Genomic DNA, 22,501 nt, shown 5'->3' with positions numbered 1-22,501 from the left:
CATAATTGCCAAGCTATATCAATTGTTTATAGTCGAACCAGCGAGATCGGGCCCGCCAAGGCCCGCAATGCGAGTGTCGAACTCGGCCAATTCGGCATCAAACGCTGCAAGGACCGAATCCAGCGTTGGTGAGGGGGCAGGCACTAGACGGGGGCGTCCCCGCATCGGAGCGACCAAGCCGAGCGAGACGGCGATGTCGGGGGTGACATAGGAGCGCCAGGTTCCGCGCCCGGATATTTCGACCAGCAGGCCGAGGCTGGTCGCACGCTCGAGTAGCTTGCCTGCGCCCGACACGGTGAGGTCGAGCTCGGGAGCGAGTGAGCGAGCGGCCAGGCAGGGACGGGTGAGGGCGAGCCGGCCAAGGTCGGCAAGCTTGCCGGGACGATGCTGCGCGGCGATTGTCGCCGCGCCTCGCTGCACGGTATCTTCGAGCCGTTCTAGCCGGGTCAGACCGTCCTCGGCGCTGCGGCGTAGCTGCTTCAGCAGCCGCTTGAGCAGGGCAGGGCGGTCACCCTGCACAAAGCGCTGTCCGGGATCGCCCATGACGAGGCAGGGCAAGGTGCGCTGCGTTAACCCCATGCGCCGCAGAACCATCGGGAACGCCAGCCACGGCGTGATCGTGCGGTCGCGCCGTGCCCAGTCATCGAGCAGCGCGAGCGCGCGTGCGAGGGCAGGGGCTTCGTCCCACCCTGCGGGCAGATCGAAGCTGAACGGCAGATCCTCGCGCCAGTGCCTGCCCTCTTTCTCGGCGAGCCGGTTCCGCCAGGGTTCAAGCGCGGAAAATGGAGCCCCTGCCGTTTCAAGACGCGGCCTTCCGGCCAGCTGAAGGCCACATTGCCGCGAAATAATATCGATTTCCTCAATTTCGAGATGTTGCAGGCTGAGCGCTTTGGCGTAGCCGGTCCAGCTGGCGCGCAGGTGCCAGGCAGGAGCGAGCGCAGTGGCGGAAATCCTAGCATCAAGCCGCCCGATCGCGCTGCTGGCGTCGGCGAGTGCGCTCACAAGGTCAGGGGTCCAGGCGATCGCGCTGAGCGGCATGGGAGGGCGGTTCATGACGCGATACTAGACGGAAACCGTTCTTCAGTCCACGAGCCCTACGTCCTAGTGTTGATAATAGATGCTTATCGTGAGGCTATACATAAGCGAAACGCCCGGTTATCGTCGTCCCCATGCCGAAAAAGCACCCCAGACCCGCCGCAGGCAGCGCCCTCGTGCCGCTGAGCGTCGAGCCGGCCGATCTCGTTGCCGATGTCCGCGCCCTGATTGGGACGGGAACCCGTCCGGGTGGCGGTATCGACGAGGCCTTGCTCGACGCCGCGATGCGGGGCTGGTCGATCAATACCCGGCGCGCGTTCCGCTCGGACCTGACTTTGTGGGGACAGTGGTGCCACTCACGCCGGATTGTACCGGGTGCGGCCGAACCCGCCGACGTCGCCGCCTGGATCCGTGCGCTTGCCGGGATCGATCCATCGTCCGTAAAGACCCGCGCCATGGCCACGATCGAGCGCTACCTCGTCCATGTCGGGTGGGCCTACCGCATGGCAGGGTTGACGGATCCGACCGCCGCAGCGCTGGTCAAGTTCGAGCGCAAGGCGGCGCGCAATCATCTCGGCGTGCGCCAGAGGCAGGCGCGCGCCATCCGGTTCAAGGGCGACATCGCTGATCTCGACAGTCCCGCCTCTGGCGTGTGCCTGGCCCATGTGCTCAAGGCCTGCCGCCGCGATGAATTGGGGATGCGCGACGCGGCCATGTTGCGCATCGCTTACGATACAGCCGCGCGGCGCTCGGAACTGGTCGCGATCGATGTCGGGCATATCGAGGGGCCCGACAGCGACGGAGCCGGTTTGTTGCACATCCCTTCAAGCAAGACCGACCGAAAGCAAGCCGGAGCCGAGGCTTATCTTTCTCCCGCGACGATGGCGGCGATTGCCCGCTGGCGTGAAGCGGGCAGGGTGGACAAGGGTCCGCTGCTGCGCCGCGTGACGACGCACTTCGACGGCTCGATCGACAGCATCGGCACCGAGCGCCTGCACCCGAACAGCATCACACTCATTTACAGGCGGCTCATCCGTCGCGCCTGGGAGAAGGGCCTGCTCGGTGAAATGAGCGAAGCCGAACGCGACCGCTGGCTCAGCACGGTCTCGTCACATTCGATCCGGGTCGGGGTGGCCCAGGACAATTTTGCGGCAGGAGAAGGACTGCCAGCTATCATGCAGGCCTACCGGTGGCGCGATGCGCGTACCGTCTTGCGGTATGGCTCAAAGCTTGCCGCTAAAAGTGGGGCAAGCGCCAGATTGGCCAAGCGGTTCGCCGATCAGTAACCGGATCTGCCTGCCGCTGCTGCGCCCTTTGAATGCAGTCTATTGTGGCGCTCAATAACAGCGCATTGCACGCCATTGCGCTCTATTTTGGCGTCCGACAGACGCTCCGGCGCCGCCCAATTTCTGGATCCTGCGTTGAAAGAATACGGCTGGATTCAGGGAAGAATACCGCCGGACGCCTGGATGCTGCGTGGCTGATCTCCAGCGTTTTTCGGCGACACTTTCTTAGCGCATCCACAGGCTAGGACAGGCGGGGCAGGGGGCTTCTCTCAACGTCCGCACACTCGGTTCAAACGGGATGGGTGCCAGGCATCTGATCCGCCTCGGACGATGGTCAACCGGGGCTCAAGCAATTACCATACGGGGACAACCGGTCGGTTGTTCCCATTAGATGGATTGTGACAAATGCCCCTTATTGGTTACGCCCGCGTATCTACCGACGAACAGGATACCTTCGCGCAACTCACTGAGCTCCGGCGCGCCGGCTGCATGACCATATTCGAGGACCGGGCCAGCGGCGCTAGCCGGAGCCGACCAAAACTAGCCAACGCGCTCGCAGCGGTAGGGCAGGGGGACACCCTTGTGGTTGTGCGGATTGATCGCCTCGCACGATCGTTGTCGCATTTGCTGGAAATGGTCGAAGCGCTTCGTGAGAAGGGCGCGTATTTTCGCTCGATCAACGATCCGATCGACACCAGCAGCCCGCAAGGCATGCTGATGACACAGATGCTTGGCGCCTTTGCAGAGTTCGAACGGGCGCTTATTCGCGAGCGTACGCGCGCCGGCCTCAAGGCGGCTGTCGCGCGCGGCGCTAAGCCGGGAAATCCGAAAATGCGCGCACGGGATCCGTCAGCAATCGATAACTTGCGTCACAGCCTGAGGGAAAAGCATCTCCACGAACTGATTGATGGCCGGCGGGGTTGGCTGCCGCTCGTTGAGCGCTTGCGGCCGCAGTTGCCTTGGGCGTTGGTGTTGCGGCACATTCGGACGCTCAAGCCCCCGGTGCGCTCGTTTTCTGAACGCACGCTGGTGAAGGCGTGCCGAACGCTTGTTGATGCAGGGTACGCAGATCCTGTGATCCTTGAAACGGCGCCGCGCCTTTCGCGTGATAGCCGCGTTGCTCTACTTGTCGCCGACAAGCTCAGAACTGAGCCAAACGCCACGCTGCGCGGCATTGCGGCTTGGTTGAGTAAGGATTTGCGAGAGCCAACCCCGCGAGGGGGGATGCAATGGTCACCTGAGGGCGTGAGACGCATCATCGCCCAGGCCCAAGGTCTAGGCGTTCTTCCTAATAGGTCGCCGGCCCAGGAGATTGGCGAATGAGCGTAGAGGAGGAGCACGAAATAAGAATTCCGTTAGCGGTGCGCTGCCCGCCTCGGGCGAATCAAGCAGACCGATTCTAACGTGATCTGGGACAAAACCGACGTTCGCGAGCTGGGCCGGGAATGACGGGTCCCGATCCAACATCCGCCATTCCCGAAGCCCCAACGATCGTTTCAGGAACGGCCGGCGCTGGCCGATAGATAAATAGCCCGTCTCGGAGACGAATTTGCCTCGGCAATTTGTCGAATCAGGGCGGTATAACCGTTCAAATAGCCCCTAAATGGTCAGCGGTGGCAAGGGGGCCAATATCGCCTGGGTGCCCATCAGGATTGCGTCTTCGATCTGCAGATCGAAGGGTGGGCCGACGAGCTTTTGCTCGCTCGCCCGTATGAGGTTGTGGAGAAATATGACTACTGCGGTCATGGTTCGGTGCGAGACAATAGCGCGGTCCATGTAGTGTAGGCGGGCATCGATTAGCGACAGCGTCTGCACAAGGCAGGGCACCAGATTGGGCTGCGCGTCGAACGGGTGCGTCGAAGCCGATGGTCCGCGATACCGCAGCATGAAATCCAGCAGGAACTCACCGAAGGGGAAACGCCCGGCGTCATCGCGTAGGGCGATGTGAGGCATGCACAGGATACGCAGAAGAGTCTCGAGACTGCCGAGTTGGCCGTTACTCTCTGCGGTCGTCAGCATGGCGGCGCGAGCCGGTTCCATTTCGATGACCCGGTTCAGCATGATCTCGCGGACCAGGTTGTCCTTGTCGGCAAAGTGGTACTGGATGACGCTAGCGTTGCTTTGCCCGGCGGCGGTTGCGATCTGGCGGAGGGAGGGGCCGTTCATGCCCTCTGCGCCGAACAAACGCTCGGCGACGCGCATTATGCGCAGCCGGGTTCGGTCCGAGCGGGACGGGGGGGGGTCTGTGGCAAGCTCGTTTATGTCCATTTTTCAGATCTAACCGCTTGTCCCGATCTGGCCAAGCTGGCCGAGAAATTTATCTTTCGAATTATATTTTCGCGAAGTGGCGCTGAAACCCGCACCATCTGATCAAATAGATAGGTGTTTTAATGCGCGTTATAAATTTAACTGTTGTCAGAACCACCCGCTCCCGCAAACCAGACGGGAGGATGGCGAAGGGAGAGATCGATGACCAAGCGCTTGAAGGGCGCGGCGAGCATTCTTGCCGTTGCTGCCGGTCTTGTTGCCGTGACGGCACATGCACAAAGTTCCTATGGCGGCGATGCTACGGCGGCTGATGGCCAGCTCAGCGAGATCGTGGTGACCGCGCAGAAGCGCTCGGAGAACCTTCAGGACGTGCCGCTTTCGGTCTCGGCGTTTTCGGCCGCCGATCTGGCCAAGCAGAACCAGCGCGACATTCAGGATCTGGCCGGGCGGGTTCCGTCGCTGACGATCTCGCCTTCGCCTTCGGGGCCGGGCGCGGCCAACATCAGCCTGCGCGGCATCTCCTTCCAGGACATCGAAAAGAGCTTCGAGCCGGGCGTCGGCGTGGTGATGGACGGGGTGTACTTGTCCACTTCGACCGGCCAGCTATTGCAGTCGTTCGATTTTCAGCAGATTGAAGTGCTGCGCGGGCCGCAGGGCACGCTGTTCGGCAAGAACACGACCGGCGGCGCACTCAACGTCACGCGCACCCGGCCAGAGCCGTCCGAGCCGCTTTCCGGCCGTGCGCGGGTGGTCGTCGGCAGCTATGGCCGACATGACTTCGAAGGCTCGGTATCGATCCCGGTGGTGACTGATCTGCTGGCGGTGAAGGTGGCGGGCTTCTCGCTCAACGATCATGGCACCTTCTACAACCGGACGCTGGACCGCCGCGTAAGCCGCAAAAACTATCAGGCCATATCCGCCGCCGTGCGCCTGACGCCGGCCGATTTTGATTTTCAGGTCACTTATGACCACGTGACCGACAAGAGCGACCTTCCCGCACTTATCAGCACTTATTCCAGCACGTCCCGGCCCACCAATTCGCCCGGCCTACTGGACGGTTCTGACAGCATTTGCCGCAACGCCAACTTCACCGGCATCTGCAATCGTCCGATCGAGAATCAGGTCACGGCGCAAAACATCGTGCCCGAGGCATACTATAACCTCGATGCGGTGACGGTGAATGCCAAGGCGGACCTCGGCCCGCTGACGTTCGCTGCCGTCAGCGGTTATCGCACCAGCCGCGAATGGGCGCTCCAGGACCCGGACGCCACCGAATACGACCTGTGGCGCACCTACCGCCCTCAGAAGTTCCATCAGTTCTCGCAGGAAATGCGGCTGGAATCGAACTTCGACGGACCGATCAACTTCGTCGCTGGCGTCTACTATTTTACCTCCACCTACAGCATGCGCCAAAGCACGCAGATCGCGCGTGCGCTCAGCAATCCGGCCGTGGGTCTGGACGCGGGGTATCTGTTCCCCTCGTTCGGAGTGCACCAGCGCTACGATTCCACAGCTTTGTTCGCGCAGGCGGACTGGCAGGTGTTCGACGGGCTGACCCTGACCGTCGGCGGCCGCCAGACCTGGGACGACAAGAGCTTCCGCTTCGACCAATACGCCAACGGCACCAGCTTCCCGTCGACCGCCGCCATCATCGGCCGGACTTATGGCCGCGCCAAATTCAACGAGTTCACCCCGCGCGTGGCGCTGCGCTATGAAGTCACGCCCGATATCAGCGTTTTCGGCAGCTTCTCCAAGGGCTACAACACCGGCGGCTTCAACGGCCGCGCGGCGGTCCCGGCGCTGATCGGTCCCTACCAGCCAGAGACGCTCAAGGCCTATGAGGCCGGCTTCAAGGCTGAACTGTTCAACCGGAAGCTGCGCGTGAACGGCGCGGTTTTCCAGAACGACTTTGCCGACAAGCAGGAAGAAGTCATCACCGTGATCCCCTCCGCGCCTTTCACCGGCACGGCCGTGGAGAACGCTTCAAACGCACGGTTCCGGGGCGCGGAACTGGAATTGACGGCGCTACCCCTCACCGGGCTGACGCTGACCGGCTCGGTGGGCTATCTCGATGCCAAGTATCTCGACTTCAACGCTTCGTTACGTTCGGGCACACCGGTGGTCGACAACAGCGGGCTTATCCTGCGCCGCGCGCCCAAGTGGACGCTTTCGGGGGCGATAGACTACGAAGTGCCCGCTGGTCCCGGCGATCTCGGCTTCAACTTCTCGGCGCGCTATATCAGCCGGACCGAGCAGCACATCCTCAACGACCCGCTGGGCTCGGTGCCGGGGTATGAAAACCTCGACGCAGCGGTGCGCTATTCCATGCCGGTCCGCGGCGTGGACATGACTGCGACCGCCTTTGTCAAGAACCTGACCGACAAGAACATCCAGACTGCCTTCACCACCGGCGGGTTCAATTCGGTCGCCAGTTATATCGCCCAGGGCATTGGACGCACCTGGGGCGTGGAACTAAGCGCCCGCTTCTGACGGGCGGGGCGGGCCGCAGCATTCCAGACACCTCCCCAACCTTGCGGCCCGCCTTCTTTTTGTCATTTATCGAACAGGAAGAGCCATGACACGAACTTCTGCGATCATCGGCCTGGCGGCGCTTGTCGTGGCCGGGACGGCACAGGCCGAGCCGCGCAGTTACGATGCGGCGAAAGCCGATCAGTTCCTGGGCGCGCTGGCCGAGGATACGGTCCCGGAAGACCCCGAGACGCGCGTGCTCTATGCCCGCCATGCGGCTTACGATGCGGCGATCTTCGGCCAGTCGGCGGTGCTGACTTATGCGCAGATTCGCGATCAGGCGCTCGACCCGGCATCGCAGCATTACATCGGCTTCAACCGCTTTGCGCACGACCGCGACCTTGCCGGGCCGGGGTATGTACCTTTCAAGTCGCCCAATGCCGATACGCTCTATTCGAACGCCTACCTCGATCTTTCGGCAGGGCCGGTGCTCCTGACCCTGCCGCCGACCCAAGGGCGCTACTATACGGTCAACTTCCTCGACCTTTACGGCAATGCCACCAATATCAGCGCCAGGACGCACGGCATGGCCGGCGGGCGCTTCCTGATCGCCACCACCGACTGGGGCGGCGCGGTGCCCAAGGGTGTCACGGTATTCCGCGTGACCCAACCCTATATGTGGATTCTCATGCGGATCGAGGCGGAGAATGCCGAGGCTGTCCCCGCCGTGCGGGCCTTGCAGGACCGTTTCGTTCTGGAGCCCACTGCGTCCGCGCCGACAGGCCGCGAATTTCCCGCCGCCGCCACGCTGGACGATCCCGCCGGGTTCCTTAAGGTGCTGGACTGGGTGGTCGAGAACGCGGGCGTGCGTAATGAGGAACTGGGCCACATCCATGCCCTGCGCGGCATTGGCGTGGGCGGGCCGCTTTCCGTCGACAAGGCGCTGGCGGACTCTGCGGTGCGCGAGGGTGTGATCGCAGGCTTTGCCGATGCGAAGGCCGTCATCATGCGCAACCTTTCGCAGAACGGCACGCGCATCGACGGCTGGCGAGAGCCTTCCGACACGGGGCGCTACGGCTTCAACTACAATTACCGCGCGTCCGTGAACACGCTGGGGACAGGCGCCAACGTGCGGCTAGAAAATTTCGCCTTCACCACTTTCGAGGATGCCGATGGCGCGCGTCTGGACGGGGCGCAGCACGATTATGTAATCCGCCTGACCACGCCGCCACCTGCTGATTTCTTTTGGTCGCTCACCGTCTATGACGCGAGGACGCAGGAACTCGTGCCCAATCAGGCCCGAAAATACCTCGTGGGCAACAATACAAAAGGGCTGGTGATCGCGCGGGACGGTTCCGTGACGCTGAACCTGGCACGCCAGGCGAGCGGGCCCAATGCAGTCGCCTTGCCCGATGGTCCGTTCTATCTGGTGCTGCGCGCGCAGGGGCCGCGCCGTGAAATGCTGGACCAAAGCTGGCGGCCCGTGCCCGTGCGCAAGGCACGCGCAAAGTGAAGCCGGGCTGGCTCCTGAGCGCCGGGCTGCTGACGCTCGCCCTGCCGCAGGGAGCACCTGCTCGGGAACCGGGGCAAACGGAGGCTGCGCAAGAGGCCGCGAGCGATGCGATTGCCCGCCGTGCACGCGATCTTTACGTATGGGGGTATCCGCTGGTGCAGGCGGCGCGCATCCGTCTCGTCTCCACCCGGGGGACGCAGCCTGACCCGGTGCGCCTGACCGCGCCGATCCATCAGTTCGCGCATGGCCGCAAGCTGGCCGACCCCGATATGCGGATCGGCGTGGGGCCGAACAATGATACGCTCTACAGCCTGATCTGGATGGACCTTGCGCAGGGACCGTTCGTGTTCGAAGCGCCCGATTTCGGGGGCCGCTACTATACCTTTTCGCTCAATGCGGCGGATTCCTCGTCCAGCGATTCTCTGGGCCGCCGTACCCATGGGGGCAAACTGCCGCCGCTGTTCATCCACGGGGCCGGCTACAGGGGCGCGGTGCCGGAAGGCATGGTCGATGTCGCCTCGCCCACGCGGTACTTCGAACTAGCGGGGCGCACCCTGACGACCGGGACGTCGGCGGACTATGCTGTAGTCCACCGCCTGCAGGACGCCATGAAGCTGCGCCGCTATGCCGACTGGCGCAAAGGCCGCGATGTGGCCGCGCCCGTTACGGCGCAGCGCCCGCTGGATGACCCGGCGCGCGCCGTTGCCGATGATTTGCGCTTTCTGGAGGAACTGGGCCAGGTCCTGCGCGACTGGTGGCCGCGCCCCGGCGACGCTGCGTTGCTTGCGCAGGCAAAAGCACTGGGCATCGGCCCGGACGGCTTCGATCCCGCACGTCTCGGCTCGCGACTGCGCAAGAAAGCGGCAAAAGGGCTGGCCGATGGCGCGGCGCTGGTCGAACGTCAGTCGCGCCAGCTTGGGGTGCAGGCGAATGGCTGGACCACCAACTATTCCGGCGCGCGCTTCGGCACGGACTACCTGCTGCGCGCCGCCGTGGCGAAGGACCAGATCTATGTCGCAGTGCCCGAAGAGGCGATCTACCCCATCGGCCGCGTAGATGCCTCTGACGCACCGCTGGACGGACAGGGAACCTACCGGATCACAATGCCTGCCGCAGCGCTGCCGCCGGTCGATGCGTTCTGGTCCATCACGCTCTATGATGACAATGGCTTCATGGTCGCCAACCCGGCCCGCCGCTATTCCGTGGGAGACCGCACCCCGCAGTTGGTGCGGCGCGCCGACGGATCGGTAGTCATTGCGATTGGGGCGAGCGCGCCTGCCGACAAGGACGTCAACTGGCTGCCCGCTCCGGCGGAAGGCCCGTTCTACCTGATGATGCGCCTCTACCAGCCGCGCGCCGCCGTGCTCGACCGCCGCTGGAGCCCCCCGCCGATCGTGCGGACCGACAAGACAAAGGGAGAGTAACCTTGCCCCGCCTTCTGCCCCTCCTCACCGCCACGGCACTCACCGTTTTCAGCGCCGTCCCCTCAGATGCCAAGGCGCCCTCTCCCGCAGCCCGGCCAAATGTCATCGTCATCCTGGCCGACGATCTCGCCTACGCCGATCTCGGCACTTACGGCGGCGAGATCGCCACGCCCAACCTCGACGCGATGGCGAAGCGCGGGCTGGCCTTCACCCAGTTCCACACCACGCCGATGTGCTCCCCCTCGCGCGCGGAACTGCTGACGGGCGCGGACCAGCACCGCACCGGCTTCGGCACCATGGCGGAATTCCTGACCGACAACCAGCGCGGCCAGCCCGGTTACGAGCTGCACCTGAACAGCAGCGTCTCCACCATCCCGGAGAAGCTGCGGCCGCTGGGCTATAATACCTACATGTCGGGCAAGTGGCATCTGGGCCGGGGCGCCACGCCGCCGCAGCGCGGGTTCGACCGTTCGTTCTACCTGATTCAGGGCGCGGCCAACCACTTCGTCAACAAGGGCTATGCCAAGCACATGGCGACGGTGGAATACGAAGAGGACGGTAAGCCCTTCACGCTGCCCAAGGACTTTTATTCCAGCGATTTTTACACGCAGCACCTGATCGACTACATCGATGCGGGGCGGCCGTCGGGCAAACCGTTCTTCGGCTACCTTGCCTATACCGCGCCGCACTTTCCGCTGCAGGCTCCCAAGGCGCTGATCGGCAAGTACGAACCGATCTATGCCAAGGGCTGGGACGCGCTGCGAGCCGAGCGGTTCGCGCGCCAGAAGCAACTCGGCCTCGTCCCCGCCGATGCGGCGATGCCGAAGATGCGCGACAAGGTCCCGGCATGGTCCTCGCTCGCCCCGGACCAGCAGCGCTATCAGGCCAAGGTCATGGCGACGTATGCGGCGATGATCGAGGACCTCGATGCCAATGTCGGTAAGCTGATCGCCTATCTGAAGAAGACCGGGCAGTACGATAACACGCTGATCCTGTTCACCTCCGACAACGGCCCCGAAGCGCTCGACCTCAGCCACGACTACTTCCTGCCCAACGTCACCGATTGGATCGAGGAGAACTACGACAACGGCTATGCCAACATCGGCAGTGCCAGTTCCTTCGTGTTCCTCGGCGAAGGCTGGGCCAGCGCGGCAGCTACCTCGCACCGCCTGTTCAAGGACTACGTGACCGAGGGCGGCATTCGCGGTCCTCTGATCGCATCGTGGCCGGCAGCGCAGAAGCGTACCGGGTTCGCCGCCGACTTCTCGACCCTGATCGACATCATGCCCACCGTGGTGGACGCGGCGCAGGGTGGCACCTCGCGCCAGCACCCCGGTGCTCCGGCAAGGCCCGACGGGGAGGGCACCTCGCTACTGCCCTATCTGGAGGGCAAGAGCGACGTGTTGGCCAATGGCTTCGACGGCATGGGCTTCGAACTGTTCGGGAACGAGGCATTCATCTCCGGCGACTGGAAGATCCTCAAACTGCGTGCGCCCGAAGGCGACGATACGTGGAAGCTGTTTAATATAGCCTGGGATCCGGGCGAGAGCCGGGATTTGTCACAGGCCTACCCGGTACGCTTCGCTGCGCTGAAGGAAGCATATGCCGCATATGCAGCCCAGAACGGCGTCATTTCACCGCCCTCAGGTTTCAAGATCGTCCCCACTGGTGGCAAGCGGCCTGAAACCTCCAGGACGGGAGCACGCTGAATGAGCGGTTTCGAAGGTAAGGTTGCGGTGGTCACGGGAGCGGCATCGGGGCTGGGCGCGGCCAGCGCGCGTCTGCTGGCCGCGCGCGGTGCCACCGTCATGCTGTTCGACCGGGACGTGGACGGCCTGACCCGCATCCGCGAAGAACTTGCCACAAAAGGTCTGCGCGTCGATGCCATGGCGGGAGATGTCAGCAATAGCGCAAACTGCGACGCCGCAGTCGCCAAGGCCGTGGCCGGGTTGGGCGGCGTGGACATCCTCGTCAACAATGCCGGCTTCGGCAGACTGGGCCCGACCGAGGACATGACTGACGATTTCTGGCGGACCAGCGCCGCCGTCAACATCGACGGCTATTTCTACATGGCGCGCGCGGCGATCCGCACGATGCTGGCGGCGGGCAGCGGCGGCGCGATCGTCAACATGGCCTCGATCTACGGGCTGGTCGGGATCGGCAGCCATCTGGCCTATTGCGCTGCCAAAGGCGCGATCGTGAACATGACCCGCAGCCTGGCGCTGGAATACGCAGGATGCGGCATCCGCGTGAATGCGGTGTGTCCCGGCGTCATCCTGACCCCGCTGATCCAGTCGACGCTCGACGACGCGGGGCAGGCGCGGTTCGCGGACCTGCATCCGATGAAGCGGATGGGACAGCCAGAGGAAGTGGCGCGCGGCGTCGCGTTCCTCGCCGGGGACGAGGCAAGTTTCATAACTGGTGTCGTGCTGCCGGTGGATGGCGGATACACGGCACAGTGATGCGCTCCGAACCCCGACGTTCACCTATCGGCCGCCTTTTTCAATGCGTAGCCGCCACCCGTTGAACCCACCACCAAACGCCATCATTCGCTCGAATGGTCAAGAACGGGAGGAAAGTCCCATGACTTGCCTTCCCTGCCGGTCCGGGATGTCGGCAGCGAGCGTCCAGTTCTGGGTGCGCAGATCGAGCAGTTGAGTGCTGAGAAGGGCGCACTCCCACCGGGCCGCTCAACGAACCGAGGATTACCGGTTCTGGCGGGAGCGGTCATTCACGTCCGCGCTCAGGAACGCCTTAAGTTGGTCGCAATCCGCCGTCCAGTTTAAGTCTGGCTATAAAAATATATGTCGCAACTGGAAATCAACTTAGGCGGCGCCTCGAAAAAGAGATTTGTAGGTATTCGAGGCGTTTCGTAAAGAAGACATCCGGTCAAGTTGTTCGTTCCGATGGCGCGCTGCTTCCAACTTTGATTTCAGCATCGACGAGCAAACCAGACGATCTTGAATAAAATGCTGGAGCGCTATGCTACCCACAATCCGCGCCCATATGTCGACAACCAGCTCGCTTTGAGAGAGCCCCGTCGCGCCATAATCTGGATCGAGGATTGCGGCGCATATCGCAATCAGACAACGGCGTAGGGATGGGCTAGCAAGCGCGAGTGGCATTTCAGAGGATGGTTCGTCTGGGCATAAGTGTCCGATTGTGAGCGCGGGCGTGGCAAAGCGATCGAAAAGTCCATCACGTAGCCCTAAGCGACTGCGAGCCTTCGCGAGGAGAATGCAGATTGTGGACGTTTCTTCAAGCAGCTGAGAGGCTGAGGTGTCATTGAAGCGGAATTGGTCCGGCACCTTCCCTGTGAGCGCGCCGCGTAGCGCGGCTTCGAATGCCGCGATCATTATCCAAATTGGCTGCGCTGCAGGCTCGAGCTCAAGCGCCTTAGGGTGTGCCCGTTCGAGGCCACGACGACAGTGAGTGCAGCACATTCTCGGCGGCCCCTGCAGTGACCGTTTCATCGCCCAATGGGCATTTCCGCAAGTGATGCATCGGTCGATGAGTGGCCAGCGGTGTTGGGAACAAAAGCCTCCCGCAGCCATAGCCCAGTCGGCGCGGACATAGGCGGCGCGGCCAGCAGCATAGTCCTCGGCAAGGCAACGGCTGCACCAGGCTATCCGCAGGGTAAGAGCGGGCTCGCATGCCCGATCAGGCTGATTGGACGGAACGTATCGCCACGCCACAAAGTCTGGGTAGATCCTGGGGTACCTATAGCAGAGACCGAGTTCGGCGATCTGTATCGGCGCAATGCCGGTGTTTGCGGCAAGTTCAGCGATCATCGATTTGGTCGGGTGAACGTCCGGATGACGCCATTGCCCAGCGCTATTTCGATAGGCGCTATGCAAAGGCTCGTTCAGGGCATTCCGATTGGGTCGCGCGCGGGCCAACCACGAACTGAGAAGCTCATCCGGGAATGGCTCCACGAAAGTCATAGGATTGCTCGGCCAATTGTCTGTCGTTTGCCTGCAGGGGCATACATGGAGACGAGAGGAAGTGTTACATCCTTGGCGTCGAAGCTTGCTGCGTCGAGCATCTCGCGGCCATCGCGTATCGCCGCGACGGCAGCCGCCTCAATGAGCCTGAATATTCGACCGGTCACACCTTGGGTGAGGGCCAGTAAACGTTGCCGCGCTTCGACAGTATCGAGCTGCGAAGGGCGTCTGAGGGGCAGCAGTCCCGAAAAGCTCGCAAGGAGCTGGCGCAGGGCGTGATCGTTGCACCATGGCATCAACTCGAACGCTCCGAACCGGTCAGCAAGGTTCGGATCGGTCAGGACGGCCATGCGCGCGTCCTCGGTGCCTGCGCAAACAATCGGAATTTTGAGGTCATTCGTCAGAAAACGGATTGTATTGAGGAACACCCGCTGTTGGCGTGGCGTGCCTGCGAGCATCTTGTCGATTTCGTCCAGGACAAGCACCTTGGTTTCGACTTCAGCAAGCAACTGCCTTGCTTCCGCCCTCATCGATCGCACGGACAGGCCGCTAAGCTCAACGCAATTGAGCGCGGTCAGCAGCTCGTTGTAAAATTGGTCCTCCGTCGGCTCCGGCGGCATTTGCACCAGCAGCACTGACATTTTGCTAAGCCCGGTCCTTGTATCGAACTGGGGCGCATGAAGTTTGGAGAAGCGGCTGACGATCTCGGTCTTGCCCATCCCGGTAGAACCAAACAACAACAGGCAGGGCATTCGCCCTCGAGGTGGATAGATCACTAGGTCCGCGAGGTGGCAGAGGGCGGCTTCAGCCTGTGGCAAAGAAATCCAACGGTCGCGCCGAAGCCAGTCGATACGGGCCTCGTCAGTTAGTTCGGCATACTCGCGGTAAGCCGGGAAGAGATGACCGTAGAGCGTGCTCATGACCGTTCCTCAATGGCGAGCGGTATGACCGGTCCGTCGAGATTTGGTGCTGCGCGTTGTTCGTTAGCTTCTCGAGCCTCGAGATGAGGCGTAGGCGGCTCGCCGCAGATAAGCGCTTCGACGAGGCGCTGAGTCGTTCGTCGAGCTCCTCGGGTTTTCGTCATGGCAGCGAGCACGATCTTACGTTGTGTGCTCACCATCTCGAACAGCATCTGCTCGTCGACCGCGCCGCGCCCGCGCTCTCGAAGCGCTCTCAGGGCATAGTCGTGCTCGAACTTGGTGATCGCAGGGCGGCGCTTATCTCGGAGGGGAACGATGACATGCTCACCGCCGGGGAGTTCGAGATAGACCGCCGAGAGGTTGAGAGGATTGTATTTGATGGGGAATTTATGGACGCTGTTCGCCACCAATGCGGTCAAAGCGCCATGCCAGTAGACCAAATGGAAAAGCTTGATGCCGTCGCGCCGAACCCGGCGCATCTCGAATGGAAGGAAGTCGAGTAAAAAGCGGTCCTGGTCAGTCGGCAGCCTAAGTGGCGAAGTGCGCTTTCGCTGATCGTCGCCCCACGCGGTCAGCGGCGGAACGCCGAGAGAGCGGTGCAAAGTACCGTGGTAGATTCCCACCTGGATCGCGAACCATCGCTCGAACTCCTTGAGCGTCATGCACGCCTCGCCCTCTGCGTCGTAGTCTCCCTTGTTTTGAATGTTGGAGAAGGTAGTCCCGGGGAGAAGATGCACTTCTCCGATGGTAGTGCCTATCAGGCGCTCAATGTGCCCGCCAAAGTGCGGCGTGCGTGGAGGACGGTAATGAAGGTCTATTCCGAATTGCTGGCATCCGCGTGTAAGCGCGCGCGAATGAAATTCTGAGGCGTTATCGAGATGGAGGATGTCAGGCAGACCGAAGACGGGCCATGCGAACGCAAGTTCCCGATCGGCCAGCCAAGCATCTTTGGGTAGAACCGCATGGCGGATCGCCATGCCCACTGAGGTCGCCGATGGTTTCTCCAGAGAAAGGTAGAAGCCGGGAATTACCCGTGTGGCAACATCGATCTGCAGGGTCAGCGTTGGCCGCCCCAGTGGCTTCCGGAAGTGCTCATCGACGATGATGATATCGGCAAGCGTGTGGTCCATCTGCACGACCTGAAGCGGATACTCCGCCTCATAGGAGGCCATGACTGGACGAAAGCGATCTGCTGCAGCCTTGGCGCCGTCTCGGGCTTTGATCAGGTGTTCCCGCTCCCAGGCATCGACCCTAAGTAGAACCGTTTGCCGAGCCGGAGGTTGAAGGTTCTGCTCAAGGCACGAATAGCGTATCTGCCGAACCAACTGGGCGAGGGTCGGCTTTGGCCGGTTGAGATAGAATTTCGCTATCTCGGCGTCGATCAGGCGGTCGATCTCGGAAGGTAGGCGGGACCGGCCTTTGGGAAATCCGTCGTGCTGGTCGACCAATGAGCTGGTAACTGGATTTCCCCGGTATCTCGCCAGAAGCTCGTAGATGCGGGAACGGCTGAGGCCTAGTGTCGAGGAGGCCACTGCAATAGCCTTGCGGCCAAGCCGCGGCTCCGCTGCAAGAGCGCGAATTACCGGCTCGCGCTCGCAAGCTGTACGCCACTGTGAAGCATCAACCTTCGTGAGGGCAGTGCCGCTTTCGGCCATGACCTATCCCCGATTTTTGGCAGGGACTCGTGTTGCCGGGTCCAGTCGTTTTGTAGCAGAATCACGCCTTCAGGTCGAATGTCCGGAGGTATTCTTACAGATGACCCAAGCTATTCAGCGGTTTTTCCGTCCGCTCGTATTCTTCAACTGACATTTCCGGGTGAAAGCACGAATAGGCGGCAGGAGGGATGCGAGTGAACCAGCAGAGCGGCGAGGGGGCAGGGGGCTCAGGAATCTTCGGTCCGACGAGCGTGATGGTCCTCGCGGGCGACCTTTCTGCGGCTTCAGTCCCCGAACTCGTCGCTGAGGTCGAAGCGGCCCGGGCTTATCGCCTGCGCGCGCGCAGCGCCAACACCCTGCGCGCCTACGCCAGCGACTGGCGCCAGTTCCAGGACTGGTGCTGGGGCAGGGGGCTCGAACCGCTCCCCGCGTTCCCCGAGGTCGTTGCCACCTATCTGGCCTCGCTCGCCCGGGCGGGCCGCGCCGACAGCACCGTCACCCGCCATCTCGCGGCGATCACCTGGCAGCATCGCCACGATGGGCTGCCGCCCCCGAGTGCCCGCGACACCCACCAGCTGATTGCCGATACCCTCTCTGGCATCCGCCGCGAGCAGCGCGCACGGCCCACGCGCAAGAAGGCGGCGATCGGCGCGAAGGATCTCGCCGGCATGCTCGTCAAGGCGGACGGGCTGAGCACGCGTGCGGTGCGCGACCGGGCGATCCTGGTACTGGGGCTCGCCGCGGCGCTCCGCCGGTCCGAGCTCGTCGCTCTCCAGCTCGCCGACATCCAGCTGGTCGAGCAGGGGCTCACCGTATTCGTGCGCCATTCCAAGACCGATCAGGAAGGCGAGGGGGCTACCATCGCCGTGCCGGCAGGCAAGGTCCTGAGACCTGTCGCGCATCTCAACGCTTGGCTGGCCATTAGGGGTGGCGAGCCGGGACCGCTTTTCACGCGCATCGGGACGAAGGGGGAATACACGGCGGAGGCGATGTCCGATCGCTCGGTGGCGCGCCTGGTCAAGCGCTATGCCAGACTCCAGGGGCTCGATCCTGAGGTGATGGCGGGGCATTCGCTGCGCGCCGGTTTTCTCACCGAGGCGGCGCGCACCCGTGCCTCAATCGCGAAGATGCAGGAAGTGTCGCGGCACAAGTCGCTCAAGGTCCTGCTCGGGTATGTGCGGTCGGCCGAAAGGTTCGATGACCACGCCGGAGCGGGGTTTCTATGACGGGATTGTATCTCTGGCCTCTCCGTTTACCAAAAAAACCTTTGTTGCCGCGTAGATGATTGAGGTTAATGCGCTGCTTGGCAGGCACCGCATCCGGCCGTTAAAGGGGCGCGGAAGGGATCACATTGATGTTTACGGACGAAGAGCGGATCAAAGGGTCGGCGAAGCTGCCCGCCCATAGCCGGCACTCCCATGCGCCGCTCAAACTTCTCGCGGAGATGGCTGCCGAACATGGCCGTGAACTCGTCGCTTTGTTCTACGATACGCTGCTTCGTGACCAGGAGGCTGCCCAGTTCCTGAACCACGCTGTGGTGCAGGAGAGGCTCAGCTCTTCCCTCATTGAGTGGCTCACGCAGTTGTTTTCCGGACAGGACATTCGCGACTCCCCCGAAAAGCAGGCCCGCCAGAAGATCATTGGCGAAGTCCACGCTCGCATCAAGATTCCGGTCCATCTCGTAATGACAGGCGCGCTGGTGATCAAGACACGGCTCGCTGAATTGCTGCAGGGTCAGGCAGTCGATCCGTTGGTAGGCATTCGCGCGCTTCAACTTGCTGATGCGCGAATGGACACGGCCGTCATGCTCATCAGCCAGTCCTATGTAAAGGACACCACGGCAAGAGCGAGACTAGATGAAGCCTATCGGCTCTTCTCTCTGGATCAGGACGCTGCAGTCGACAAAGAGACGCAGCGCGCCAGCCTGATGGAGTGGAGCCAGAACACACTGTTCGCGCTTCTGCAAGCTGGCCCTGGTGGCGGGTTGCTCCGCTTGGGCGATTCCGCCTTCGGACTTTGGCTTCGGCATCGGGCACAGTTCATGTTTGAGCAATCGGCGCAGTTCAGCACTGTGGTCCGACTTGTCGAGCGCATCGATGAGATGCTCCTGCCAGAGCTGGATGCTCCCCGTAAGCGTCAGGATGGCTCATCCGCCTTGGCGGATTTGCGCGCCGCAGTTGACGAAATTTCCTTCCTGGTCGCTGATCTCTTCCAGACATTAAGCACCATGGAAGGAGGACGCGATCCGCTGACCCGTGCCCTTAACCGCCGTTTCCTGCCTGCCATACTTGGCCGCGAGGTCACATTCGCGAAGGAGAACGGGACAGCGCTCAGCGTCATGCTGGTCGATATCGACCACTTCAAGGCGATCAATGATCGGCACGGCCATCAGGTCGGTGATGAAGTCCTCCGGCAGGTGGCACAAGTGATCGTCGGGAATGTCCGGGCGACGGACTTCGTTTTCCGGTACGGGGGCGAGGAGTTCCTGATCGTCCTAGTCGAGACAGGCATCGAGGCTGCGGCCAACATAGCGGAGCGCATTCGGGCAGATATGGAGGGCCATATTTTCGAAACGGGAAGCTCGGGCGGCCTCAGTGTCACCGCGTCGATCGGCATTGCCCTGCATTCCGGCCATCCCGATCAGAAATTCCTGATCAAGGCCGCGGATGAGGCACTCTATCGGGCCAAGGCCGCAGGTCGCAACACGGTGGAACTCGCCCCGATTTATGGAGAAGGCGGGAAGGGGATTTGGCCGCTTGCCACATGACGTTCTTTACACCCAGATGTTTACGGGCATCAGGCTCCAAGTTTCCTGGATTTATCGGTGGCGGTATCGCTCGAGACCGCCACTTGCGTGGCTTGCATAACCAATCTCCCATGCTGCCCGAACATGGGAGGCACGGTAGGGATTGGCGTGACGCGGCAAGCCGGCCTGTGCGGCCTTCAGACCCCATCGATATGCATGGTCGAATTGCACTGATGGGCTCCTTCCCGATCAACCGATTGCCCGGCGACGGCGGCGGAGCATAATCGCGCCGACTGCCAGAACGAACAGGCCAAGCGCTCCTTTGCATTCCAGTTCCCTGTTTTCGCTGAAATCAGGAGACGACATTGCGACGCAAGCTCGTCAATGCGAGTGTGGCGAGCCTCTTTTCGCCTACGCCATTGCCGGAAAACTTGTCCATGGCCAAATCTATGGTGCGGACAAGCGCGTCGTCAGTGCGATCTGCCGCTGTCGATTTGCGCGCGTAGTGCTGCCTTACTCGCCCCAAAACAAGCGAAAGGAGACGGGCATCTTTAGAGCTCGCGATACGCCGTAGTCTTTGCAGTTCGTCGAGAGAAATTCCGACGCGTGTGTCGCGCAAAATCTCAAGCAAAGGAGTTGACGTATCGCCGCCGATCTCGATGAGCCTGGGTGTCAGCAGGCCGATACGATCCAGCATCGTGTTGATCCATTTGGCGGTGTCGGGCATGTGGCGCAAACCTGCTCGCCCGGCAAGATCGCGCCAACCGGCGCGCATCAAACGCAAGCTTGCCTTTTCAGCTCCAATCGTGCGGACGGCCTCCAGAACCAGCACCGCTAGCAGCGCACCGACCACTTGCGCGATTGCGGCGTTGGCGAAAAATGTAAAGCTTGACGAGTAAACAGCATCCAAGCCCATCAAGCCGGGCAGGGCCAGGATCATGCCGATTGCGATGGCTGCTGTGCGGCGATTGACCATCATGGTGCCTATCGTCAGAAAAGCCGGAGCCATGACGGCAATCAGGACGGCAAAATCGGTCACGCGTGGCAGGATCGCGAAGGCATAAACAGCGGCGACGACCACCGCGGCGCATGTACCTTGCCAGACCTTCCAGGCCGTTGGTGCCGGGTCATCCATATTGCTGAAAAGAGCGCAAATGATGCTGGCAATGACGACAGCGCCGGCGCCAGCAGGCCAAGCCGCAATGATCCAGAAGGCGCAGCCGATCAGAACCGTCATAGTTGTGGTCAAAGCCCCGCGAAAGGCCAGCCCGTGATCACGGTGCAGCATGCGCTTGCCCGCATTTTGAACCGCTGCCTGGGTCCGCTTTGACACAATGATGCCTTTCTGCGCCATGGCATCGCGTAACTCGCGGCAAACCGCATGAACGGCGATCAATTCGGCCAATCGGTCGAGCAGGCTGAGTTCGAGAGCCGCCTTCCAAGGGACAAATTTCGCACAATCGGGCTCACACGCCCGTGCACGTCGACGCAGAATGTCAACCTCCGACATGGTGCAGCCCTGTTCCGCTCCGGCCAGCCAAAGAACCGCATCCTCCAGCAGCTCTTTCACTGGACTGGGAAGGCCGCCATTGACCTGAAGCTGCTGAACACGGTCCTCCACCGCGCTCGCCAGCGGCAAAAGCAGGCATAATTGTGTTTCCAGGGCGCGTAGCATGCCGGCCTTGAGGCGATGCCTGCTGCTTTCGAAAGGAAGATGGGCGGAAAGTTGGTGCAGTTCGTGAATATCGGTTGCGAGCTGGCGCCGATCCCGGGCGACGAGAACATCGCTTTGCTGATGCGTCAATGAATCGCGCGTCCACCGCTCGGCATCGGCTAGGATCACGTCAATCCGCGCCATCATCCGGGCTGATACCGTCCTTGGGATGACGAGGCTATGGACCAGCGTCGCCGAGATAATCCCGATAGCAATCTCCTGGGTCCTCAGGCTCGCTACGGTGAAGATCGTCGCAGGAACGTCTACTGTCGGAAGGGCGATAATGCCGGCAGTGTACCCGGCCAGCAGGAAAGTATAGGCGCGCGGCGTTCGGTCGAGAAGAGCAACATAGGTGCATAGTCCCAACCAGGCGGCGAGCGCGAGACAGAGAAGTTCAGGGACATTGCCCAAGGTCGGCACTAAAACGATGGCCACAAGTGCTCCCACGACCGTACCGAACAGCCGGAAAATCGCTTTGGAGGAAACAGCGCCGGCCAAGGGCTGAGCGACGATATAGCTTGTTATGATGGCCCAGTAAGGACGCTCCAGTCCTATACGCAGGGCAATGTAGTACGCCATGATCGCAGAAAGGAACGCCTTGAGCGTGAACAGCGCATCATTACCGCCCAATTTAGTGAACGTCATGACCGAAACTGACTTAAGCGTTCTCACGCGAACAAACGGGTATCACCGCCCCCATGCAGCAAAGACCCAATTCTAACCGTTTTGATGTGCTCCGGTGGGAATAGCGCCGCTAGCGCCAACCGGGGACAGTAAGCGACAGCGGATCGGGCGCGCCAGTTCAGGCCGATCCGCGTGATTGCCGTATGCCTGGTCCCAATAGAGCTACTCGCGTCCATCCGCGCGCAGCACGTCGAGCTGGCGAGCGAGGTCCTGGTCGGCGGTGGACATGCGCGCATATCCGATCCGTCATGTGCCGGGCCGACCGGACAGTAGCAGCTATGTTCAACATTCATGATTGGGCAGGAATTGTCCGATCGCGCCTTCCAGCGCAGGGTGTCGACAGTCGAATGGTGCAAAGGGCCGACTTTTGGATTGCTGCTGGCGGCGTTTATCGGAAAGCATTTTATGACCCATGCTGTTACCGAGGGAGTCTCCGGTCGCGCGTGTCCAGAACTGAAAGCGCAAGTAGCCGCCGCTGATTCACGCGACTAGCCATCTCGATACGATGGTACTCGGACTGCCATTCGGCCGGTGGGCTGCTGCTCTTGGACGAGAGGCTACGCCCAAGGAAGGAAGCTACGACCTTTGCTATTGCGGGAGCATCTCAAGCGATCGAGTCAAGGGTGCTGCGCAACACCTCTGCGGACGCGAGCAGCGCCAAGCGCTCATCAGGCCGGAGATCGGGTTCCAGCACGCGCAGCACACCTTGTGCGCCGATAAGGCATGGTAGGCTCAGGTAGAGGTCGTTCAGACCGAACGCTCCGGTTAGTCGTGCGGAGATGGGACTGTCAGGAATTCCGTGTGTGGGCGGGCGGTTGAACATTACGCTGCCATGGCCTTGAT

17 protein-coding genes and 1 pseudogene are annotated in these 22,501 nt (G+C 61.9%); 9 read left to right on the top strand and 9 right to left on the bottom strand.

Annotated elements, in window-relative coordinates:
* Positions 1-18 precede the first annotated feature (18 nt).
* On the bottom strand, positions 19-1,002 hold the full coding sequence (locus PKE80_RS09895) for a hypothetical protein (RefSeq protein ID WP_271182341.1): 984 nt from the start codon (positions 1,000-1,002) through the stop codon (positions 19-21).
* A gap of 167 nt (positions 1,003-1,169) precedes the next feature.
* On the opposite strand from PKE80_RS09895, the gene PKE80_RS09890 reads away from it, so the two are divergent.
* Positions 1,170-2,321 (top strand): tyrosine-type recombinase/integrase, encoded by a 1,152-nt coding sequence (locus PKE80_RS09890; RefSeq protein WP_017181641.1) that lies wholly within the window; start codon positions 1,170-1,172, stop codon positions 2,319-2,321.
* 405 nt (positions 2,322-2,726) lie between these two features.
* Positions 2,727-3,644, top strand: a complete 918-nt coding sequence (locus PKE80_RS09885; protein ID WP_095687534.1) for a recombinase family protein — start codon at positions 2,727-2,729, stop codon at positions 3,642-3,644.
* Between the two features lie 276 nt (positions 3,645-3,920).
* Here PKE80_RS09885 and PKE80_RS09880 read toward each other — a convergent pair whose 3' ends face one another.
* Positions 3,921-4,523 (bottom strand): TetR/AcrR family transcriptional regulator, encoded by a 603-nt coding sequence (locus tag PKE80_RS09880; RefSeq protein ID WP_095687535.1) that lies wholly within the window; start codon positions 4,521-4,523, stop codon positions 3,921-3,923.
* Positions 4,524-4,790: 267 nt separating this feature from the next.
* Between PKE80_RS09880 and PKE80_RS09875 the strand changes: the two genes are divergently transcribed.
* The 5 genes from PKE80_RS09875 (at position 4,791) to PKE80_RS09855 (ending at position 12,457) form a co-directional block, all read left to right on the top strand.
* Positions 4,791-7,079, top strand: a complete 2,289-nt coding sequence (locus PKE80_RS09875) for a TonB-dependent receptor (RefSeq protein WP_271182340.1) — start codon at positions 4,791-4,793, stop codon at positions 7,077-7,079.
* Positions 7,080-7,164: 85 nt separating this feature from the next.
* Positions 7,165-8,571, top strand: coding sequence for a DUF1254 domain-containing protein (locus PKE80_RS09870; protein ID WP_271182339.1), 1,407 nt, complete (start codon positions 7,165-7,167; stop codon positions 8,569-8,571).
* Positions 8,568-9,995, top strand: a complete 1,428-nt coding sequence (locus PKE80_RS09865) for a DUF1254 domain-containing protein (protein WP_271182338.1) — start codon at positions 8,568-8,570, stop codon at positions 9,993-9,995. The genes PKE80_RS09870 and PKE80_RS09865 overlap by 4 nt, the downstream gene beginning before the upstream one ends.
* A gap of 2 nt (positions 9,996-9,997) precedes the next feature.
* Complete coding sequence (locus tag PKE80_RS09860) at positions 9,998-11,704, top strand: arylsulfatase (RefSeq protein ID WP_271182337.1); 1,707 nt, start codon at positions 9,998-10,000, stop codon at positions 11,702-11,704.
* Positions 11,705-12,457: an SDR family NAD(P)-dependent oxidoreductase gene (locus PKE80_RS09855; RefSeq protein WP_271182336.1), complete on the top strand. Its 753-nt coding sequence runs from the start codon at positions 11,705-11,707 to the stop codon at positions 12,455-12,457.
* Positions 12,458-12,820: 363 nt separating this feature from the next.
* Here the strand turns inward: PKE80_RS09855 and PKE80_RS25425 are convergent, their stop codons facing one another.
* The 3 genes from PKE80_RS25425 to PKE80_RS09840 are packed head-to-tail and all read right to left on the bottom strand — an operon-like array spanning position 12,821 to position 16,514.
* On the bottom strand, positions 12,821-13,939 hold the full coding sequence (locus tag PKE80_RS25425; RefSeq protein ID WP_507763581.1) for a TniQ family protein: 1,119 nt from the start codon (positions 13,937-13,939) through the stop codon (positions 12,821-12,823).
* Entirely contained in the window at positions 13,936-14,859 is a 924-nt protein-coding gene (locus PKE80_RS09845) for a TniB family NTP-binding protein (protein ID WP_271182334.1), read from the bottom strand. The genes PKE80_RS25425 and PKE80_RS09845 overlap by 4 nt, the downstream gene beginning before the upstream one ends.
* Entirely contained in the window at positions 14,856-16,514 is a 1,659-nt protein-coding gene (locus tag PKE80_RS09840) for a TnsB C-terminal domain-containing protein (protein ID WP_271182333.1), read from the bottom strand. Before PKE80_RS09840 ends, PKE80_RS09845 begins: the two co-directional genes overlap by 4 nt.
* A 194-nt stretch (positions 16,515-16,708) precedes the next feature.
* On the opposite strand from PKE80_RS09840, the gene PKE80_RS09835 reads away from it, so the two are divergent.
* The gene (locus PKE80_RS09835) at positions 16,709-17,740 is read left to right on the top strand and encodes a site-specific integrase (RefSeq protein ID WP_271182332.1); all 1,032 of its coding nucleotides are present in this window, start codon (positions 16,709-16,711) and stop codon (positions 17,738-17,740) included.
* A 128-nt stretch (positions 17,741-17,868) separates the two neighbouring features.
* Positions 17,869-19,281, top strand: coding sequence for a diguanylate cyclase (locus tag PKE80_RS09830; RefSeq protein WP_036526763.1), 1,413 nt, complete (start codon positions 17,869-17,871; stop codon positions 19,279-19,281).
* A 51-nt stretch (positions 19,282-19,332) separates the two neighbouring features.
* On the opposite strand, the gene PKE80_RS25390 is transcribed toward PKE80_RS09830, so the two are convergent.
* From PKE80_RS25390 to PKE80_RS09820, 4 genes and pseudogenes are all read right to left on the bottom strand, one after another.
* Positions 19,333-19,491, bottom strand: a complete 159-nt coding sequence (locus PKE80_RS25390; protein WP_419555358.1) for a ribosome modulation factor — start codon at positions 19,489-19,491, stop codon at positions 19,333-19,335.
* A gap of 121 nt (positions 19,492-19,612) precedes the next feature.
* Positions 19,613-21,619, bottom strand: a complete 2,007-nt coding sequence (locus tag PKE80_RS09825) for an FUSC family protein (RefSeq protein ID WP_271182331.1) — start codon at positions 21,617-21,619, stop codon at positions 19,613-19,615.
* Between the two features lie 201 nt (positions 21,620-21,820).
* Positions 21,821-21,901, bottom strand: coding sequence for a hypothetical protein (locus tag PKE80_RS25420; protein WP_370425045.1), 81 nt, complete (start codon positions 21,899-21,901; stop codon positions 21,821-21,823).
* A gap of 361 nt (positions 21,902-22,262) precedes the next feature.
* Positions 22,263-22,501, bottom strand: a pseudogene (locus tag PKE80_RS09820) (hypothetical protein); the annotation flags it as partial.

The sequence above is a fragment of the Novosphingobium resinovorum genome (assembly GCF_027922145.1).
GTDB classification, from domain to species: Bacteria; Pseudomonadota; Alphaproteobacteria; order Sphingomonadales; family Sphingomonadaceae; genus Novosphingobium; species Novosphingobium resinovorum.
This window is presented reverse-complemented; position numbering and strand designations above follow the sequence as displayed.

What these genes read in the sequence shown, in the direction of transcription:
- PKE80_RS25425 (WP_507763581.1), bottom strand. Translation starts at nt 13,939, where the DNA reads ATGACTTTCGTGGAGCCATTCCCGGATGAGCTTCTCAGTTCGTGGTTG.
- PKE80_RS09855 (WP_271182336.1), top strand. Translation starts at nt 11,705, where the DNA reads ATGAGCGGTTTCGAAGGTAAGGTTGCGGTGGTCACGGGAGCGGCATCG.
- PKE80_RS09830 (WP_036526763.1), top strand. Translation starts at nt 17,869, where the DNA reads ATGTTTACGGACGAAGAGCGGATCAAAGGGTCGGCGAAGCTGCCCGCC.
- PKE80_RS09840 (WP_271182333.1), bottom strand. Translation starts at nt 16,514, where the DNA reads ATGGCCGAAAGCGGCACTGCCCTCACGAAGGTTGATGCTTCACAGTGG.
- PKE80_RS09875 (WP_271182340.1), top strand. Translation starts at nt 4,791, where the DNA reads ATGACCAAGCGCTTGAAGGGCGCGGCGAGCATTCTTGCCGTTGCTGCC.
- PKE80_RS09880 (WP_095687535.1), bottom strand. Translation starts at nt 4,523, where the DNA reads ATGCGCGTCGCCGAGCGTTTGTTCGGCGCAGAGGGCATGAACGGCCCC.
- PKE80_RS09890 (WP_017181641.1), top strand. Translation starts at nt 1,170, where the DNA reads ATGCCGAAAAAGCACCCCAGACCCGCCGCAGGCAGCGCCCTCGTGCCG.
- PKE80_RS09825 (WP_271182331.1), bottom strand. Translation starts at nt 21,619, where the DNA reads ATGACGTTCACTAAATTGGGCGGTAATGATGCGCTGTTCACGCTCAAG.
- PKE80_RS09845 (WP_271182334.1), bottom strand. Translation starts at nt 14,859, where the DNA reads ATGAGCACGCTCTACGGTCATCTCTTCCCGGCTTACCGCGAGTATGCC.
- PKE80_RS09885 (WP_095687534.1), top strand. Translation starts at nt 2,727, where the DNA reads ATGCCCCTTATTGGTTACGCCCGCGTATCTACCGACGAACAGGATACC.
- PKE80_RS09870 (WP_271182339.1), top strand. Translation starts at nt 7,165, where the DNA reads ATGACACGAACTTCTGCGATCATCGGCCTGGCGGCGCTTGTCGTGGCC.